Here is a 19,088-nt window from a genome sequence, read left to right on the forward strand (position 1 = left end):
ATTCAATCCTCGCCGAAGCCGATGCGGACAATCTCCAGCAGGGCCTCCTGTACATCGGGCTCGTCGGTGAGCGGCTCCACCAGGGTTGCCCGCGCCGCCTCCAGCAGGGGCAGATCGGCCTTGATCAGGGTGGCACAGTAGATCAACAGGCGAGTGGATACGCCCTCTTCCAGGTCCTGTCCCTTGAGGGCACGCAGCCGCTGCGCGAGGTTGACCAGGGTATTGCAGCGGCGCTCGTCCAGGCCACTCTCCCGGGCGACGATGCGCCGCTCCTGCTCGGGGGGAGGAAAATCGAAACTGGCGGAAACAAAGCGCTGGCGGGTACTCGGCTTGAGGCTCTTCAACAGGTTCTGATAGCCGGGGTTGTAGGACACCACCAGCATGAAGCCCGGGGGCGCCTGCAGCATCTCGCCGGTTCGCTCAAGGGGCAGCATGCGCCTGTCGTCGGTCAGGGGATGCAAGATGACAGTCACATCCTTGCGTGCCTCCACCACCTCGTCCAGGTAGCAGATTCCACCCTCGCGCACCGCGCGGGTCAGGGGGCCGTCCACCCAGCGGGTCTCCCCCTCCAACAAGAGGTGGCGACCGGTCAGGTCCGCGGCCGCCAGGTCGTCGTGACACGACACCGTGTACAGGGGCAGGCCCAGGCGCGCCGCCATATGCGACACGAAGCGTGTTTTCCCGCAACCCGTGGGGCCTTTCAAAAGCAGTGGCAGGCGGTGCTGCCAGGCCTGCTCGAAGAGCTCGCATTCATTGCCAATGCTTTCATACCAGGGCCCACGGCCCTGCTCGCCGGCTTCGGTGGCTGCGTCGATCAAGGGTCACCTCTTGTGCTGTGTTCCGGGGCGAGTGGCACTCTGCCCCGGGGCTGGGTAGATCCCGGTTCAGGGCTGGGTCAAGGCCGTACCGGCGCCTTCGGGCACTTCCTCCCGCGCCGGCCCAAAGATCGCAATCAGGAACATCACGGCGGCCACGGCCACCACGGCTCCCGCGCCGAGTCGCATCCAGTAGAACAGGTCAAGCTGCGACTGCACCTCCATGTAATTCATGCCCAGCACCCGCTGCAGGTGGGTCTGTACCACACCGGCAAAGGTCAGGGTAAACGTCATGAAGCACATGGCTGAGGTCATGACCCAGAAACTCCACATGTTGAGAATCTGGTTGAAAGGCTGTCGTCCGCGCAACTGCGGCATGGCGTAGGTGATCACACCGAGCACCATCATCACGTAGGCCCCGTAGAAGGCCAGGTGGCCATGAGCGGCGGTCACCTGGGTGCCGTGGGTGTAGTAGTTGACGAAGGACAGGGTGTGCATGAAGCCCCACACACCGGCGCCAAAAAAGGCCACCGTGGCGCTGCCCAGGGTCCACAGCATGGCGCTCTTGTTGGGGTGATTGCGCCGTCCTTTCCAGAACATGAAGAAAGCGAACATGACCATGGCGAAGAAGGGCGCCACCTCCAGGGTCGAGAAAATGCTGCCGATGGGTTGCCAGTAGCCGGGCGCCCCAATCCAGTAGTAGTGGTGGCCGGTGCCGAGCAGGCCGGAAAACAGCGCCAGGCCGATGATCACATAGAGCCACTTCTCGATGATCTCGCGGTCCACCCCGGTCAGCTTGATCAGCAGGTAGGCCAGCAGGGAGGCCATGATCAGCTCCCAGACGCCTTCCACCCAGATGTGCACGATCCACCACCAATAAAGTTTGTCCAGCGCCAGGTTGGCCGGATTGTAGAAGGCGAACAGCCAGAATATCGCCGCCAGCCAAAGACCCAGCATGAGGATGGTGTTGATCGCCGTCTTGCGACCTTTCCAGAGGGTCATGCTGGTGTTGTAGAGGAACATCAGGAAGGCGACGGTGATCAGGATCTTCGACCACAGCGGCTGCTCCAGGAACTCGCGCCCCTCGTGGATACCGAACTGGTAACTGATCAGGGCGCCCGCACCGGCCACCGCAAAAATGGCCAGCTGCACATACGCGATCATCGGGCTGTGAATCTCGGTTTCGGCCTCCTCTGGCAAGAGGAAGTAGGTGCAGCCCATGAAGCCCATCAGCAACCAGACGATCAGCAGGTTGGTGTGGCTCATGCGCATGATGTGGAAGGGCACCACATCCACCAGGAATTCGGGCAGCACGTAGACCATTGCGGCCAAAATGCCGAAGGTCACCTGGAGGGCAAACAGGGCCATGGCCAGGGCAAAAAAGGGCAAAGCAACCCGCTGCGTCGCATATTTCATCGCTTATTCTCCTGCCTGTCGGGGGCGCAACCTGCGCGTTATCCTACCGGGTGGGGTGGCCAGTTCTGGGTGTTGATGCTGTCCGCCCAGCGAAAGAAGTCGACCAGCTGATCGAGTTCCTGCTCGCTGAGATCAAACGCCGGCATCTGCCGGCGGCCGGGAACATTCAAGGGCTGCGCACGAATCCAGCCCTTGATACCGGCACGTGCGGCCTCGGGGTTCTCGCGGCCGCCGTAGCGATGCCAGACATTCCCCAGCTCCGGAGCAAAGTAGGCTCCCTCGCCGAGAAGGCTGTGGCAGTTGATGCAGCTGTGTTTTTCCCAGACATGCTTGCCGGCGGCCACACTCTCGGTCAGCCCCTCACGGTCCGTGGAGACGTTGACCATGTACCAGTGGCTGTGGGCGGTGAGAGCCGCAAAAACCAGAAAGAAAAACAGCGAGCCGCCAAAGAAAATATTGCGGGCTGCCGATCGAGTCAGTGATTCCACCATACGGTGTCTCCCTGTCGCTGATGGCGCCGCGGAAAAGACAGCACCTAATCATGCATATGTTATACTTGTTTTGAGATTGTGCAGTGGCGTCGCAAGCCGGTCAAGGCCCGACCACGACTCCGCCGCCATTTCTTTGCTCGACGGTAGTACTACTAGATCACAGCCAGATACAGGTCAAATAATGCGACATCCTGTTCTCGCCTACCCGTTTCGTCCGTTTTTCCTGTCCTGCGCCTGGGCAGCCACATTACTGGTGCCCCTCTGGGTATTGATGGTGAGCGGGGCGATCGAGCTGTCGCCCGCCCTGCCGGCGCTGCACTGGCACCAGCACGAGATGCTGGCGGGCGTGCTCTACAGCGCCATTGCGGGCTTTGTGCTGACGGCTGTCTGCGCCTGGACCGGCAGCCCGCCGCTGCGCGGCGCGTGGCTGCTTGCGCTGTGGCTGCTGTGGTTGCTGCCCCGGATCGCACTGCTGTTGGGTCTGGCGCCCGCGCTGGCCCTTCTGCTGGACCTGCTGTTCCTGCCAGTGGTCTCGGCAATCGTCACTGCGCGGGTCCTACCCGCCCGGCAGTGGCGGCAATTGCCCCTGGTCGCACTGCTGCTCCTGCTCTGGGGTACGGACCTCGGCTTCCACCTCAGCGCCGAGGTGCGCTGGCTGCATGCCACCGTGCTGGCAACAGCTCTGCTTATCCTGCTGGTGGGAGGTCGGATAACACCGGCATTTTCGCGCAACTGGCTGCAGCGTCAGGGTCGGGAAGCCGCAGGGGTCGCGGAATTTCCCGGCCTCGAGCGCGTCACGGCGATCTCCTGCCTGGCATTGTTCGTCCTGCACGTCGTCGCCATGCTATGGCCGGCTGCGGTTTCTCAGCTCGCTATCGCGGTGATTGCCGCCGCTGCCGGTCTGGCCTCGCTGTGGCGCCTGGCGACCTGGCGCGGCTGGCTGGTGCGCGAGGAGCCCCTATTGTGGATCCTCCACGCCGGGCTACTCTGGGTATCCGTCGGACTCCTGCTGCGGGGAGCCGCGGCGCTGGGGTGGGTCAGCGACACGGTCTGGTTGCATGCCCTGGGCAGCGGTGCCATCGGCACCATGATACTCGGGGTCATGGCGCGGGTGGCATTGGGCCACACGGGGCGCCCCCTGCGCCCACCCGCTGGCATGCTGACCGCATTCTGGCTAGTATTGGCAGCTGGTTTGCTGCGGATCCTCACGGCCTTGAATACCCTCGACTGGCAACTCGGCGTCACCCTCTCCAGCCTCGCCTGGTCGGCGGCCTTTGGCCTGTTCCTCTGGCGCTACACAGGGATACTCCGCTCGCCCCGCGTTGACGGCAAGCCGGGCTGATGCGCCTTACACTACACACCGATTATGCCCTGCGGGTCCTCATCTACCTGGCGGTGAACACCGAGGAAAGAACACGCATACAGGCCATCGCCTCGGCCTACGGCATCTCCCATCACCACCTGACCAAGGTGGTACAGCAACTCCAGCACCACGGTTTCGTGCATACCATCCGGGGCAAGGGGGGCGGTATTTGCCTGGCCATGCAGCCGGCCCGTATCAGTGTCGGCGCTGTCACCCGGGCCCTGGAGCCCGCTGACCACATGGTGGAGTGCTTTCACGAGCCGGGCCAGTGTGCGATCGATGGCCAGTGCATTCTGGCGGGCGCCCTGCGGCGTGCCACGGAGGCCTTCTTCGCGACACTCGACACGATTTCCCTGGAGCAGCTGGTGCGCAACCGCGGCGAAACGCTGCGCGAGCGCCTCGATCTACCACTGATAGCGGTATCCGGCTGAACCCGGAATCAGGCGGCGTCGTCTTCCAGCACCGGCCGTGCAGCGACACAGACCCGGTTGCGACCCTCGGACTTGGCCTGATAAAGCGCCTGGTCCGCCGCCAGCAACAGGGCATCACCCCCCTCGCCCGCTCTGTGTTCCGCCACGCCGATACTGCAGGTCACACCCAAACCGGGGTACATGCCGCCAAAATCGAGGCGTTCCACAGTCTGGCGCAGACGTTCAGCGATCGCTGTGGCCGCGGGCAGCGGTGTCATCGGCAGCAGGACACCAAACTCTTCACCCCCGAGACGGCCGACGAGGTCCGCCTTGCGCAGTTCATCCCGCAGTACGCCCGCCACCCGGACCAGCACCCGGTCGCCTCCCCCGTGACCGTAGCGATCATTGACGCGCTTGAAGTGGTCGATGTCCATCGCGAGTACGGAGAGCGGCTGCTGGTAGCGCGACGCCACCGCCACGGCATTCTCCAGCACTTCAAACAGGCAGCGACGATTGGGAATGGCCGTCAGGTGATCGGTGCGTGACTCCTGCCGGAGCAACTCGGTCAACTTGCGCTGACGCCGATACAGCAGCAGGACCACCAGCAGGCACAGTGCCATGGCCATCAGGAGCATGGTCAAGGTGGTCTCGGTCGCCGAACTGCCCACGCAAACTGCTCCTCACCCGCTACGCACTGTCTATACCGGCATTGTGCACCTCATCGCGTGAAAAACAAGTCAATGGCAAATTCGGCCGAGCCTGCTTTCTGCTAGAATGCCGGATTCCAACCATCCCGCGGCAATCGAGGGCACAGCGCGAGCAATGACCGACAGGCTGCACAGGAAACTCCTCGCCATTTGCATAGTGAGCGCAATACTCCTGCCCGCGGCCCCGCTGGTCCCGGCCACCGAAAGCGAGGACCGGCCGGAGGGGGGCTCCCTGTCGACAGTGACGCCAAACCGCCAGGCCGTGGACCCCGCACCCCCGACAGCGCCAACAAGCCACGGCGAACTTCCCATGGCGACCAACGTGTCCCTCGAGGAGCCCGTGGCCCCCGAGGAACCGCCCCAGCCAGGCACCACTGCAACACCCGCCCCGGCCCCAGTCTCCGCTCCGCCACCTGACAGCGATGGGACGGGTGACAGCGGCCCAGGCAGTGAGCTGCCAGCGACAGCAGGCGATGGACTCAGCGACGGCGATAGCGCTGGCGCGCCTGCTGAAGCCAGCGCAGCGGCTCCCACAGTGACAGCCCGCGACCTCGCTTCCGGCTCCACTGAAACGACTTCCACTGAAACGACGCCCGACGCGCAAGCCGCACCCGCGGCCACCAACACGGCGGAAACGGCGGACACCGCAGCCGCGGAGCCACCAGCCGAGCCCTCCGGTCACCTCTTTCTACTCGGGGTGGACGTGCCCCCCGGCACCTCCACGCGGCTGGCCTGGGCGCCCAAACAATCCTTCGAGGGCATCTACATTGCCACCCCGGTACTGGTGGTTAATGGAAGTGAACCGGGGCCGACCCTGTGCCTGACTGCCGCCATCCACGGCGACGAGCTGAACGGGATAGAAACGGTCAGGCGGGTGCTCTACAACCTCGAACCGGAGCGCCTCAAGGGCGCCGTGATCGGTGTACCCATCGTCAACCTGCAGGGCTTCCACGCCAGTTCGCGCTATCTCAGCGACCGCCGCGATCTCAATCGCTACTTCCCCGGTGACCCGGGCGGCAGCTCGGCTTCGCGAATCGCCCACTCCTTTTTCCACGAGGTCATCCAGCACTGCAGCGCGGTCGTCGATCTGCATACCGGCTCGTTCTACCGCACCAACCTGCCGCAGTTGCGGGGCGACCTGAGCAAACCCGAAGTCGTCGATCTTACACGCGGTTTTGGTTCTACCGTGGTACTGCACAGCGAGGGCGCCGAAGGCACCCTGCGCCACGCAGCCGTGGCCGCTGGCATTCCCGCGGTGACCCTGGAAGCGGGAGGCCCCTCGGTGCTCGAGGAGACTGCGGTCGGGCACAGCGTCAAGGGCGTCAGAACTCTGCTCAACCACCTGGGCATGACCTCGCGCTTCAGTCTGTGGGGCGACCCCGAGCCGGTCTATTACAACTCGGTGTGGCAGCGCGCGCCGGTGGGTGGCATCGTCTTCAGCCGGGTCAGCCTGGGACAGAATGTCCGCGAAGGCGAGGTTCTGGGTACGGTAACCAACCCGATTACCAACGTGCGCACGCGGATCGTCTCCAGTCATACCGGCCGGGTGATCGGGATGGCCCTGAACCAGGTGGTTCAGCCAGGCTTCGCCACCCACCACATCGGTATCGCCGCGCCGCGGGGACAGGTTCCCGAGGAACTGGTGGACGAGCGAGAGGCGCAGACCGAGCTCTCTACCACCAGCGGCGACGCTGCCAGCAGCCCCGAGGCGACCGAAAACGGCAACCACATCGAGCTGTCTGCCGACGATGAAAGTGACGAGGGCGGGCCCCTCGCGGATGACTGACAACAGTCGGCCAGCCAGTCGACTGCGCCGCTCAGCCGACTAGTGCCGCGCGCCGCGCCTCACCCGCAACGATGCCTCGCCGGTTTCGTGGTGCAGACACAGATCGCGCCCGGCCAGCAGACCCGCCACCAGTGCCAGACTTACCAGGGCCATCATCGCCAGCCATAGCCCCCGCATGCCGACACCGGCCTCGAGCATCAACCCGACGCCGAGGGGCCCCAGCGCCGCCAGGCAATAGCCGAAACCCTGGGCCATGGCGGAGAGCCGCGCCGCCAGAGCAGGCGTCGAAGTACGCAGCACCAGCAGGGTCAGTGCCAGGCTGAAGCTGCCCCCCTGACCGACCCCCAGGGCCACCACCGCGGCCCAGCGCCACTCGGCCCCCGCGAGCAGCAGGCCCGTGAAGCCCAGCGCAATCATTGCCAACATGCTGACCAGGGCCGGACGCTGGTCGGCACTCAGTCTCGCCAGCCAGGGCGCGGCCAGGGCGGCAAACAGCTGCACAAACACCGAAACCGCCATCATCCAGCCTGCCAGCGCCTCGGACACGCCGCGCTGCTGAAGCAGCGTGGGTAGCCAACCGAATACGATGTAAGCGAGTGCCGACTGCGCCCCCATCAGCACGGTCACCTGCCAGGCCAGTGCAGAGCGACGCAGCCGTGGGCGAAGCCCCACCCCGGGTTCGGCCAGGGCGCTGTCAGACACGGTTCTGCCCCGGTAGAACCACAGCCAGGCGAGCAGCGCGACCAGCGCCAGCAAGGCCCAGCTCGCCAGCCCCGCAGGCCACCCACCGAGCGTATCCGCCAGCGGAATACTCAGCCCCGCCCCCAGGGCACCCCCGAGGCAAAGCGCCATGGTGTAGACACCCGTCACCAGGTCGGAGGCACCCGGCATCTCCCGCTTGACCAGAACAGGCAAGACAGTGCCCCCGACACCGATCGCCGCACCCACCAGTGCGGTGGCGAGGAACTGCAGGACAGCCACCGGCACACTGCGCAGCAACAGGGCCAGCAGGAGCAGGAGCAATGCGCAGCTCAGGGTATGCTCGTAGCCCAACCGGCGCGCCAGCCGCGGCGCCAGGGGAGCAAACAGGCCGAGACAGAAAACCGGGAGCGTCGTGAGCGCACCGATCTGTCCGGCAGACAGCCCGAGGGTCTCCTGCAGGCGCAATAGAACCGGCGCCAGAGAGGACAGCGCCGGTCGAAAATTCAGCGCCACCAGGATCATCACAGCGAGAAAGGCGAGAGGAAAGCGCACCGTGTCAGTCCTCGATCAAGGCCCGCGCCATGACATTCCTCGCCGGCTGCAGCAGATACTGGAGGAGTGTACGCTCACCGGTGGTAATCAACACATCGGCGGGCATACCCGGAACCAGGCGACCGCGATCGTGTGCACTGAGACTTTCGAGCTCCACCGCCACTCTCGCCAGGTAGTAGGGGGAGCCGTCCTCCCGCAGTAGGCGATCCGCGGACAGCGTCTCCACCGTGCCTTCTGCCACCAGCGTGGTGGCCGCCTTGAAGGCGGTGAAGCGAATGCGCGCATCGACGCCGGACTGCACGCGATCAATGTCTACCGGTGAGACCTCCGCCTCGACGATCAACCGCCGCGACTCGGGTACGATGTCCAGCAACGGTGTCCCCGCAGAGATCACGCCGCCGACTGTCGTCACCTGCAAACCGAGTATCAGACCGGCCACCGGAGCCCGTATCACTGCTCGCTCCACCCGGTCCTCAATCACCCGCAAGCGTTCCTCGACGTCATACAGACGCGCCTGCACCGTCTCCAGCTCGTCGGCGATCTGGGACTGCCGGTGGCGCTCCAGCTGGATGATCTCCAGCCGTGTCTCGCCGATGCGAATCTGGTTACCGGACATGCGCGACAGCGCCTCGGCGTTTTCACCAATCAGCTGTGAGCGCTCCCGTTCCAGCTCGGTAATGCGCTGCTTGCCGGTATAGCCCTGCTCCTGCAGGCGGCGCAGGTCCGCCAGTTCCCGGTCAAAGGACTGCAGCAGACTGAGATTGCTCTCGCGAACCGCCTCGATGCCCGCAATTTGCGTCTGCAATTGCTCAATGCGCTGCTCCAGAACGGCCCTCTCGCCGGCATGGGCATCCCGCCGCGCCTGGAACAGGGCTTCCTGGCTCGTCATCGCACTCTGCGCCCGGCGATCCTCTCTTCCACGCAGGAGTTCGGGATAGACAATCCGTTCCAGCTGCTGCCGCTCGGCCTGCAGCCGGGCCTCCTCGGCCAGCAGACTGGCATACTGGCCGTGTAGAAGGCTCCGCTCCGCCTGCCACTGCGTGGCATCCAGGCTGATAAGGGGGTCGCCGGCCGCTACGCGGGCCCCCTCGCTGACATGGATGGTCTGGACGATACCGCCTTCGGGGTGCTGGATGGTCTTGCGCGCCTCCTCGACAGTGACCACTCCCGGGGCCAGCGCGGCGCTGTCCAGGGGTGCCAGTGCCGCCCAACCTCCGAACAGGCCGAAGGTAACCAGCACAATCATCCAGCCAATACGCCGATAGCGACGATCACTGACCCAATCCGGGTTTGCGGCTCCGGCGCCTGTCATGCGCTGCTTCCCGCACTGCGGCCGGGACGCGGGCCCGACAGGCGTGCCATGACGTCCTTCTTGGCACCGTCGAGGACCAGGGCGCCCTCCTTCAGCACCATCAGGCGCTCCACCACTGCGAGAATGGTATTGCGATGGGAAACGATGACAATGGTCGCCCCCCGCTGCTTCTCGCGGCGCAGCGCGGCGATCAGGGCCCGTTCCCCGGCATCATCCAGATTGGAGTTTGGCTCGTCGAGCACGAGCAGCTGGGGTCGACCGTAGAGCGCACGCGCCAGGGCAATGCGCTGACGGAGCCCTGCCGGGAGGGTAGCACCCGCCTCGCCAATGGCGGTGTCGTAACCCGAGGGCAGCTGCAAGAGCGCCTCGTGGACTCCCGCCAACTGCGCCGCGGCAACTACGCGCTGGGGATCAATGTCTCCAAACCGCGCGATATTGGCACTCACCGAGCCATCAAAAAGCTCGACGTCCTGGGGCAGATATCCGACGTGTGGCCCCAACTCCTCGCGATCGCGCTGAAATATCTCGGCGCCGTCAAGCCGCAGTGTCCCGGCCACTGTAGGCCAGACCCCGACCAGCGCGCGGGCCAGGCTGGTCTTGCCCGAGCCAGAGGGCCCGACCAGGCCCACCGCCTCCCCCGGCTCAATACGGAAACTGGCCTGGCGCAGGACCAGGCGCTTTTCACCCGGCGGCGCAAGGGATATTCCCTCCGCGTCCACCCGCCCCTCCGGGGGCGGCAGCGGCATCCTGCGCGGGCGTGGCGGCATCCGCTCCAGGGCCGACAGCAGACGCCAGTACCGCTCCCGGACGTCCACCCACTGGCGCCAACCGCCGATCAGCCCATCCACCGGTGCCAGTGCGCGGCCCAACAATATGGAGGCGGCAATCATGACGCCCGGTGTGACACGCTGCTCGATCACCAGCCAGGCACCGAGACCGAGAATCAGTGACTGCGCCGAGAGCCGAAAAACCCTGGCCAGGGTCGTCAGTGCCTGCCCCCGGCCGCTACCACGTGCCTGGGTTGCCAGTACATTCAGGTGCCGCTCCCGCCACTGTCGGTGCAAATTGCCCCGCATCCCGAGGGCCTCCACCACTTCCGCATTGCGCAGGTTACGCTGCAGGGCAGTGTGGCTCTGTGCAGACTGCATGTTCGCGCGCTGCCCCAGCTCTCCCGTCAGCCTGGCATTCAATACCGCCAATGCGATCAGGATCGCGGCCGCCAGCGCACCCGCCAGGGCAAACAGCGGGTGCAGCAGATACATGACCAGCAGGTATATGGGCAACCACGGCGCATCCAGCAGTGTCACCGGGCCGCCAGTGGCGAGCCACTGGCGCAGGCCCGCCAGATCGGACACGACCTGACCGGGGGAGGTTTTACCGGCGCCGTAGAGTGACTCCCGAAACGCCATATCAAAGGCCCGGGGCTCAAGCTCCAGATCAAGCCGCAGCGCGTTGCGCAGAAGGATCTGACCGCGCACCCATTCCAGCCCACCAATGGCCAGGTAAAGCAGCAGCACCACCAGGGTCAACATCACCAGAGTCGGCAGGCTGCCACTGGTGAGCACACGGTCGTAGACCTGCAGCATGTAGATGGCTGGCGCCAGCAACAGCAGGTTGATACCCCCGCTGAAAACACCCACTACCCACAAAGCGCGGCGGCAGGAAGCGAGCGCTTCCCGCAGCTCCTCGGGCACGGGGCGGCCCGCCGCCCGGGCAGGGAGACGCATGGAAGACAGCACGACCTCAGCCGGCCAGGATATCTTCGCTTACGGGGTCATTGAACCAGAAGCTTTCCTGTGCGGTGTCGAACACAAATATGCCCGTGCCACCACCGGGGTTATAGAGATCTGAAGCCTCCAGATCCACCAGTGCCTCCGAGGGTCGGATATCCTCGAGCAGAAACACCATATCCTGATCAACATTGAAAGATCCATCACCATCCACGTCCACATAGGTCATGGCGGTGTGGATACCGTCATTCAGAGAGCCCGGCAGATATTCGACATGCACCGGCCGATAGAATTCGGCCAGAGGGTCGCGGAAGAAGTCGGTAAGCTCGGGATTCTGTTCCGACAGTGTATCCAGCGAGAAGCCTTCCTGTTGCTGGAAGTCGATCGTGCTGAACAGAATATCGGCAACCTCGCCGGTGGCATTGCCCTGCAGGTCGTGGTCACTCAGCCCCAGCAGCGCGAGATTGATCTTGTCCTGGCCATTGACAGGCCCGGCTTCGCCCTGCCGGGTCACCGACAGGCCGGAAAACACATCGTAGTTGTCCCAGGTGGACTCGATTCCCTGGTGATAGCGCACCTCAAAGGCGGCATCCACCGACAGCTCCTGGCTGGAATCGACAAAGACAAAAGTATCCAGAAACTGGGTCAGGGAAGTATTGCTAGTCTGGTCTACCTGGAGCACGGCGTTATTCCAGGAAATACTGCCCTGGGTGTCTGCCACCTGGTAACTGAAACTGCCCTCCTGGGAGAAATCGACGAACTCGAAGAACGTCGCGCCGCCCTCGTCCTCAAAGCCCTCAAGCAGAAAATTACCGAAGGGGCTCGCGATATTGCCCTCGGAAAGGCCGAAGAGCAGGAGGTCATCGGCCGCGCTGAAGTCCTCGATCACGACCGAGCCCGCCGAGACCTGCCCGGTAAAGCCGAGCAGGAAGGCTTCGCTGAGACCGGGGTCAGCCACGTCCATGCGGGCCCAAACCTCCGCCAGTTCGGCGACGACGAAGCGATCTTGGCCGGCTTCGCCGACCAGGGTGCTGTCGCCTTCGCCCGCGATCAGAGTATCGTTGTCCGCGCCGCCCGACAGCTGCACCGAGCCAAAGCCTGCCAGCAGCAGATCATTGCCCCCTCCCCCCAGCAAGATATCGTCGCCGGAGAAACCATCGATGACATCGTCATCATCGCCGCCATCCAGCAGGTCGGCTGCACCCGAGCCAATCAACAGGTCGCGACCTGCGCCACCCGCGACTTCATTGCCACCCGGCCCGAGCTCGATATTCAGTTCGACAACATCATCGCCATCACCGGCATCGACCCGCGCAACATCCTCCCCGCCCAGGAAGAGGTCATTGCCCGCGCCGAGCAGGTAGGTGTTGCTGCCGGCAAATTGACCCGGGGGCGGGAAATCGCCGAAATAGTTGAAGCCGAACACCTCGTCGTCATTGGCACTGGCGATCAGCTGGTAGCCCGAGAAAGGCACCTGGGGATCGGCGAAGTCGGCGACGGCATTCAGGGATACCGAAAGTGCGATGTCACCGGTGCCGATACCGGAAAAGTCAAAGGTCTGCAGCTGGTTGTCGAAACTCAGGCTACTGTCACTGCCGAAGGAAAACAGTGTGCCCGGCTGAATATCAAAATCGAGATAGGTAAGGCCGTCCTGGCTGCCTTCTGCCAGCGTCGTGGCCTCGCTCAGCTTCAGGGTGCGGAAATTGGTCACCGCAGTCTGCTGCGGATCGAAGCTGGCAAAAGCGCCAACCGTCAGTGTGCTCTGGGCCAGTGGCAGACCGTCGACAGTCAAACCCGCAGCAGTGAGCCCCGTCCGGGTGACCGTCGACAGATCGAGGCTGTCGAACAGGTAATTGATGCCGAGGATCTGGCTGAAGGCACTGGAAATAGCCGCCAGATCGATAGACTCGGTAATCGTCAGACCGAGAGTCCCGAAGGCATTATCCGAAAGCTTGAGAGAAGCCATAGTTCTGTCCTGCTAGCGTCGCTGTGCTGTGAATTCCCGAGTCAGAGCGCCATTTCCCAGCGCATGCCCACCGATACGATCTGTGCATCCAGGTCGGTGTAGCCGCCCAATGTCTGGTAGGCGACAAAACCGCTGATGCCGTGGGCAAACTGTGCCGCCACGCCGGCGCTGTAGACCATGTAACTGGTATCCGGATCGTCGACATCAATGCGCAGGCTGTTTTCCGCACTGCGATCGGCGAAAGGATCATTGGCAAAGCGATAGCGGACCCCGTCTGCGCTGTCCTCGAACTCGTAGGTGTACTCGAGGCGGACGTAGGGTGTAACAACGCCCCAGCTGGGAAGGAAGGTATAGCTAAGCTGGCCACTGGCGGTGAGGCTCATGGATTCGAAGCCCTGATCATCCACCTGCAGGTTCAGTCCCTGTGCGCCGGTTTCCGTGAAGGCATCCACATCCCCGTCGAGGTAGAAGAATCGCACCAGCGGATCCAGTTTGAGGCCGCGGAAATCGAAGGTGTGGCCGGCATTCAGGCTCAGGTAATACTCATTGCCATCGGTGCTGCCACGCGCCGTGCGCTCAACCCGTCCGCCGAAATCGTCGTAGCGGATGTTGCGCCGGGTATCGACGTCGGACCAGCCATAGCTCACCACACCATCCAGATAGCTGCTGCCGCGATAGAGACTGCCATAGAGTGCCAGGGCATAGGTGTCGGAATTGGTATCACCACCACTTTCGGCAAACTCAACCTCGACCTGTCCGGCAGACAGGGAAGCACCCACGAACAGATTGTCGTTCACCCGGTAGTCCACGCCCGCTGTCAGTATCTGGGCGTCGAAATCGTAGCCTGACTCGAGTTCCGTGCGGTCCTGTTCGCCGAAACTCAGGTCACCGCGCAACCACAAACCCAAGCGGCTGCCCGACAGCAGCTCGTCGCCACTGGCACCTGTTCCCAGGGACGACAGGGACTCTCCCAGCACCTGATCCAGCTGTTCACCCGAAACCTGCGAGTCGCCGTAATTGAGGTTGAGGCCCGCCAGGCTGATGCCCTTGGTGCCGCCCTCACGAACACGCGCCATACGCGCGCCAATGCTGCGGAAACGGCTGAAGGACAGGACCCGCACGGCCTTGCCGATGACCGCCAACTCTTCGGGCGTCAGCGCGCGAAGCGCAGCCAGTGCCTGCTCCGCCGTGGTGCCCTGGGCCCGCAGGTTGCTGCAGAGATCGAGAAGATCGGCCTGGTCCTCGTTTTCCGGATCGATGCGGTTGCAGATCGCGTCGATGCGCCGGGACACACGCAACTCGTTGGGGCTCGCGTTGGCGAGCACACTGGTACCGTCGGCGTCGGCTTTGCCGGTCACCCCGTCTTCACCGGACGCCTCGCCATCCACGTCCAGGCTGACCGTGGCAATACCGGACTGCTGCCCGCTGGCTGTTTGCAGTCGGTAGCTGAAACTGTCGGCACCCACGAACCCGGCGAAGGGGCGATACTCAAAGCTGCCGTCCGGTAGCAGGGACAGCGTCCCGCCCTCCGGCGCGGTCACCAGCACGATTTCCAGACTGGTGATATCGGCAAACTGGTCGTTGTCGAGCAGGTTGGCACTGCGCCAGTCACCGCCGAAGTCGTCGTCCACCGCAATGGGCGGCCCGCCCGCGGCGGGCCCGACGCGCAGGGTCACGGTTGCCGCGTTGCTCTCCAGCGCACCGTCCGAGGCCCGGTAACGAAAACTGTCCTCACCCGAGAATCCCGGGTCGGGCGTATAGGTAAACGTGCCATCCTGGCTGAGCTGCAGGGTGCCGCTGGTCGGCCCCTGGGCGAGTATGGCCTGCAGCGCATCGCCATCGGGGTCAGAGTCGTTGGCCAGGACATTGGCACCGGAAAAATCGGGCCCGAAGGTATCGTTAACGGCCTGGGGCGCCCGGTTTGCCGCCACCACCTCCAGGGTCACCGTGGCCAGATTGCTGACCGCCTGGCCGTCACTGGCCCGGTAAGTGAAACTGTCAACACCCACGAAGGAGGAAGCCGGGGTGTAGGTGAACACACCCGAGGGTGACAGTGACACCGTACCGTTCTGGGGGCCGGTCGCCAGCTCCGCGCTGAGGCTGTCGCCATCCGGGTCGCTGTCGTTGGCCAGGACATTGCGCCCGACGTAGTCGCTACCCAGGTTGTCGTCGATTGCCACCGGCGGGCTGTTTGTGGTGGGCAGCTGCACCGTGCCGCAACTGCTGTCGACCGTATTGTGGTAGGTATTGGTGATCGTGACGATGGGCAGGCCCAGCACGTTGTCATTGGCGTCGAACAGCGCCAGCCGCACATCCTGGTCCAGTGTCTGGGCGTCGTCGTAAACGTACACGAGACAGGCATTCTGCCCGGAAAAGCCGGTCACCAGCGCGCCGGCATCGCCGCCGGGGTTGTTTTCCGAGTCCAGGACCTCGACGCGCACAATCGCCGGGTCACTGAACTCGAGACTCTGATCGCGCCCAACAGCGACGTTGGCCGCCTGGACAGAAAATGCCGACGCCGCCCCCGCGAGCGACACCGCGAGTGCGAAAGCCTTGTGCATCGTCTTCATGAAGTCCTGCTCCCCAGAAACGCAGTCATGAAGTATCGACCCTGACCCGGGTATCGTCAATGTAACGATAGCGAATCTGCGGAGTGGTCTGCAGAAGCAGCCATCGGACAGGTCGACTGGCAAACAAGATGCTAGGTTACCAAACTAGCCACACAGCCCACCGGGGTGACCGTCAACCGTGGAGAGCAGGGATGATCACACGGGCAGCACTTTCCTTGAGTCTAGCCATCCTGTCGGCGATAGCCAGCTGCCTGCTCTTCCCCGCGCGGCTGATGGCAGCCAGCGAACCCGAGCTAGCACTGTCCCTGTGGCACACACCGGTCAATCGCCACCTCCATCAGGACAGCATTCTGCATGTCTTGCACCACAGCAGCGACGAAGTCTGGGTTGCCACACTCGAGGGCATTACCCGCTTCCAGGGCGACCATGCGCGCCACTACCAGGCTCTGAGCAGGCGCGCCGGCGACCAGCGCAGACCGCGGGTCACCGGTCTGGCTGAGGCGGCCGATGGCTCGGTACTGGCGGCCACCTTGGGAGCCGGGGTACTTGTGTTTGATCCACAGCGAGACCGCTTTCTGCCCTGGCACTGGGGCGATGATCAGCGCGCGACAGACCGGCTGGTGGCGGAAATGCGTGTCACCGCCGATGGACGAACCTGGCTGGGACTCGAGGATGGCACACTGATAACGCTGCGTCCGGACGGACATTACCAGCGTTTCAGCCCACCTGCGCCGAGCGGCAGGATCAGCGCCATCAGCACCCTGCCGGGGGGCGGCGTGCTAACCAGCACACTCAAAGGGCAGCTACAGTGGCACGCCGCGGATGGCAGCCCGTTGCGTGCGGTCGACCTGCAGGCCCGGTGCGACCTGCACCGTGTCGAGGAAGTCCTGCCACTCGGTGGTGGTACGCTCCTGATCGGCACCCGCGGACGCGGCCTCTGGCTGCTGGAGCAGGGGCAACACTGTCGTCGCCCGAGGGGCATGGACCAGCCGCCACTGTCGGAAGCCAGCATCCACCACTTGAAAGCCAATGCGCGCGGTACAGCCGGCGAGGCACTGATCCTCGCCGGTACCGACCTTGGCCTGCTGGTCACCGACGGACGGCAACTTCTGCAACACCTGAGGCGCGACAACAGTCACCTGCGCGACAACGAAGTGATCAGCCTCGCGCCGGCCCGGCACGGCATGGCCTGGGTCGGCACCTATGACGGCCTGCACCTGCTGGACCGTCAAAGCTTCGAACTCTGGGGTGTTCAGCACCACCCCCGGCTACAGACGATTGCCGGCATGACCAGCCTGCCAAACGGCGAGCTTCTGCTCGGCGCCTACGAGGGGCTGGTACTGCGACAGGGCTCGCGGCATCAGCTTCCCCGCGGCGCAGGCCTGGAGCAGGCCTTGCACAACCGCGCCATCATGGGCGTGTACCGGCATGCCGACAGGCTGTTTGTGGCCTACCGGGAGGCGGGTCTCGACCTGTTCGACCTGGCCAGCGGTGAAACGACCCGCTGGCACACAGGCAGCCGCCCTGCTCTAGCCTCCAATGCGGTGAGCGCAGTACTGGTAACCCGGGCCGGGAACACCCTGATCGGCATGTATGGTGGCGGACTGGGCCAACTCACCGCGGATCAAGAGCTCTTGAGCTTCCGTAAGGGCGAGAGCCGCGGAACTCTCGCGGACGATCGCATCCTGATGCTGTTCCAGTCTGGCGACGGCCAGGTCTGGGTCGGCAGCGAGGGTGGTCTGCAGCGTTTTGATGAAGCGCTCGGAACATTTCACAGCGTCACTTTGGATGGGGACGCGCCAGCGTCCCCGTCTTCACCCACGATCTGGGCCGCGACAGAGACCCCGTCGGGAGAGCTCTGGTTTGGCTCGCTTCACCAGGGCCTTTGGCAAATGCGCGCCGGCGTCCTGCGACCCGCCGGCGGCGACACCACGCAGAACCAGACCATCTATGCCCTGGAAGCCGATGACAGTGGCCGCATCTGGTATGCCTCGAACCAGGGCCTCAATGTACGAACGCCCTCCGGCAACCACCGACAGTTCGGCGGCGGCTTCGGCCTGACCAACCTGGAGTTCGAGCTGGGCAGCTCGCACCGGGATCCCCAGGGTTTCCTCTATTTCGGCGGCAACCGCGGTTATATCCGCTTTCACCCCGAACAGATTCCCCTCGCAGAAACCCGCGCGAAGGTCGCCCTGACCGGCTATCGCCTGGCTGACAACCGTCGCCACACGCTCGCTCCAGAAGCAGGCAGCAATCGCCAACCGGCCATAGCGCTGACCCGGGATGACTACTGGCTGAATATCGAGTATAGCGCCCTGACCTATCGGGACCCCGAGAGCGTACGCTATCGCTACCGGCTGCGAGGCCTGGATCCCGGGTGGATTGACGCCGGCGGCCGCCGCCAGGCCACCTATACCAACCTGCCTGCCGGCACCTACCAGTTTGACGTGCAGGCGACACGCGGAACCCACTTCGACGCAGCGCCGATCACCTCAATCGACGTGCGTGTACCGGTACCGCTGTGGCGCAGCGGCTGGGCATTGTTGGCCTATGCCGGTCTGGCCTCGCTGCTCTGGTTGATACTGCGCTACCTCCATCGACTCTATCGGGGTTGGCGCACGGCACACCGGCATGTGCAGGAGAGCGAGACGGCTGCAGGACGCATGGCCGATAACCTTCGAGAGGAACACGATCACTATCGGCAACTGCTCCTCGCACTCCACACCCAGCAGCGACAGCTGCTGGACTGGTCACTGCCGGTCACACTGACCGGGCTGCCCGAGGAGGATCGCGAAGCGCTGATGCAACTGCTTGAGACGCTGGACCGGCAGACGCTCCATCACCAGACAGAGCTCTACCTGTTACTGCACCGCCTGGTCGACACCGTGCTGGATACAGCGGGCCCAGGTGGAGGGCCCCTGATTGCCATCAACGACTGCCCCGAGCTGCCGCTGCCCTGGCAGGCCGCCATGGCGATGGGAGCGAGCCTGTGGTTGGTATTGCGGTCAGTGGGCGAGGACGACGGCCAAGCGCGGGATTGCCTGATGCTGGCGGCCGACCCGCTTGCCGACAGCGCGATTGGCGGCGCGGGTTGCCAGGTCTATCTCAGCGGCGACTTCCGGCAGGTGGACGACACCCCGGACAGCCGAGGGGCGGGCCTCTGGCGGGTCGCCCGCCAACTCCTGGAGCGCAATGGTGGGGAGTTGTCGACAAGCGCGGACACCCTGGTCCTGCGGCTGCACTGGCCCGGCATAGCGGCCGGATAATC

General features: G+C 64.3%; 13 protein-coding genes. 4 read left to right on the top strand and 9 right to left on the bottom strand.

Features of this window, described 5'->3' with window-relative positions:
* Positions 1–2: 2 nt before the first annotated feature.
* From ACYVGS_RS04875 to ACYVGS_RS04885, 3 genes are all read right to left on the bottom strand, one after another.
* Positions 3–818 carry a CbbQ/NirQ/NorQ/GpvN family protein gene (locus tag ACYVGS_RS04875; protein ID WP_460587513.1) on the bottom strand — a complete coding sequence of 272 codons (816 nt, stop codon included), beginning with the start codon at positions 816–818 and terminating at the stop codon, positions 3–5.
* Between the two features lie 66 nt (positions 819–884).
* Positions 885–2,231 carry a cbb3-type cytochrome c oxidase subunit I gene (locus ACYVGS_RS04880; RefSeq protein ID WP_460587514.1) on the bottom strand — a complete coding sequence of 449 codons (1,347 nt, stop codon included), beginning with the start codon at positions 2,229–2,231 and terminating at the stop codon, positions 885–887.
* Positions 2,232–2,269: 38 nt separating this feature from the next.
* Positions 2,270–2,722: a c-type cytochrome gene (locus tag ACYVGS_RS04885; protein ID WP_460587515.1), complete on the bottom strand. Its 453-nt coding sequence runs from the start codon at positions 2,720–2,722 to the stop codon at positions 2,270–2,272.
* A 181-nt stretch (positions 2,723–2,903) separates the two neighbouring features.
* Here ACYVGS_RS04885 and ACYVGS_RS04890 point away from each other — a divergent pair, with 181 nt between their 5' ends.
* Complete coding sequence (locus tag ACYVGS_RS04890) at positions 2,904–4,064, top strand: NnrS family protein (protein ID WP_460587516.1); 1,161 nt, start codon at positions 2,904–2,906, stop codon at positions 4,062–4,064.
* Entirely contained in the window at positions 4,064–4,516 is a 453-nt protein-coding gene (locus tag ACYVGS_RS04895; protein WP_460587517.1) for an RrF2 family transcriptional regulator, read from the top strand. Before ACYVGS_RS04890 ends, ACYVGS_RS04895 begins: the two co-directional genes overlap by 1 nt.
* A gap of 8 nt (positions 4,517–4,524) precedes the next feature.
* On the opposite strand, the gene ACYVGS_RS04900 is transcribed toward ACYVGS_RS04895, so the two are convergent.
* Positions 4,525–5,163 (bottom strand): GGDEF domain-containing protein, encoded by a 639-nt coding sequence (locus ACYVGS_RS04900; protein ID WP_460587518.1) that lies wholly within the window; start codon positions 5,161–5,163, stop codon positions 4,525–4,527.
* A 574-nt stretch (positions 5,164–5,737) separates the two neighbouring features.
* On the opposite strand from ACYVGS_RS04900, the gene ACYVGS_RS04905 reads away from it, so the two are divergent.
* A complete protein-coding gene (locus ACYVGS_RS04905) occupies positions 5,738–6,988 on the top strand; it encodes a succinylglutamate desuccinylase/aspartoacylase family protein (protein ID WP_460587519.1) in 1,251 nt (416 codons plus the stop codon).
* 39 nt (positions 6,989–7,027) lie between these two features.
* On the opposite strand, the gene ACYVGS_RS04910 is transcribed toward ACYVGS_RS04905, so the two are convergent.
* From ACYVGS_RS04910 to ACYVGS_RS04930, 5 genes are read right to left on the bottom strand one after another with little or no spacing between them, the layout of a single operon-like run.
* On the bottom strand, positions 7,028–8,242 hold the full coding sequence (locus ACYVGS_RS04910; protein ID WP_460587520.1) for an MFS transporter: 1,215 nt from the start codon (positions 8,240–8,242) through the stop codon (positions 7,028–7,030).
* A 4-nt stretch (positions 8,243–8,246) separates the two neighbouring features.
* Complete coding sequence (locus ACYVGS_RS04915; protein ID WP_460587521.1) at positions 8,247–9,554, bottom strand: HlyD family type I secretion periplasmic adaptor subunit; 1,308 nt, start codon at positions 9,552–9,554, stop codon at positions 8,247–8,249.
* Positions 9,551–11,281 carry a type I secretion system permease/ATPase gene (locus ACYVGS_RS04920; protein WP_460587522.1) on the bottom strand — a complete coding sequence of 577 codons (1,731 nt, stop codon included), beginning with the start codon at positions 11,279–11,281 and terminating at the stop codon, positions 9,551–9,553. The genes ACYVGS_RS04915 and ACYVGS_RS04920 overlap by 4 nt, the downstream gene beginning before the upstream one ends.
* Before the next feature lie 16 nt (positions 11,282–11,297).
* Entirely contained in the window at positions 11,298–13,250 is a 1,953-nt protein-coding gene (locus tag ACYVGS_RS04925; protein WP_460587523.1) for a hypothetical protein, read from the bottom strand.
* A gap of 41 nt (positions 13,251–13,291) precedes the next feature.
* Positions 13,292–15,820 carry an autotransporter family protein gene (locus ACYVGS_RS04930; protein ID WP_460587524.1) on the bottom strand — a complete coding sequence of 843 codons (2,529 nt, stop codon included), beginning with the start codon at positions 15,818–15,820 and terminating at the stop codon, positions 13,292–13,294.
* 191 nt (positions 15,821–16,011) lie between these two features.
* On the opposite strand from ACYVGS_RS04930, the gene ACYVGS_RS04935 reads away from it, so the two are divergent.
* A complete protein-coding gene (locus ACYVGS_RS04935) occupies positions 16,012–19,086 on the top strand; it encodes a ligand-binding sensor domain-containing protein (protein ID WP_460587525.1) in 3,075 nt (1,024 codons plus the stop codon).
* Positions 19,087–19,088: the final 2 nt, after the last annotated feature.

The sequence above is a fragment of the Haliea atlantica genome (genome assembly GCF_054779855.1).

What these genes read in the sequence shown, in the direction of transcription:
- ACYVGS_RS04880 (WP_460587514.1), bottom strand. Translation starts at nt 2,231, where the DNA reads ATGAAATATGCGACGCAGCGGGTTGCTTTGCCCTTTTTTGCCCTGGCC.
- ACYVGS_RS04885 (WP_460587515.1), bottom strand. Translation starts at nt 2,722, where the DNA reads ATGGTGGAATCACTGACTCGATCGGCAGCCCGCAATATTTTCTTTGGC.
- ACYVGS_RS04890 (WP_460587516.1), top strand. Translation starts at nt 2,904, where the DNA reads ATGCGACATCCTGTTCTCGCCTACCCGTTTCGTCCGTTTTTCCTGTCC.
- ACYVGS_RS04895 (WP_460587517.1), top strand. Translation starts at nt 4,064, where the DNA reads ATGCGCCTTACACTACACACCGATTATGCCCTGCGGGTCCTCATCTAC.
- ACYVGS_RS04915 (WP_460587521.1), bottom strand. Translation starts at nt 9,554, where the DNA reads ATGACAGGCGCCGGAGCCGCAAACCCGGATTGGGTCAGTGATCGTCGC.
- ACYVGS_RS04920 (WP_460587522.1), bottom strand. Translation starts at nt 11,281, where the DNA reads ATGCGTCTCCCTGCCCGGGCGGCGGGCCGCCCCGTGCCCGAGGAGCTG.
- ACYVGS_RS04925 (WP_460587523.1), bottom strand. Translation starts at nt 13,250, where the DNA reads ATGGCTTCTCTCAAGCTTTCGGATAATGCCTTCGGGACTCTCGGTCTG.
- ACYVGS_RS04930 (WP_460587524.1), bottom strand. Translation starts at nt 15,820, where the DNA reads ATGAAGACGATGCACAAGGCTTTCGCACTCGCGGTGTCGCTCGCGGGG.
- ACYVGS_RS04935 (WP_460587525.1), top strand. Translation starts at nt 16,012, where the DNA reads ATGATCACACGGGCAGCACTTTCCTTGAGTCTAGCCATCCTGTCGGCG.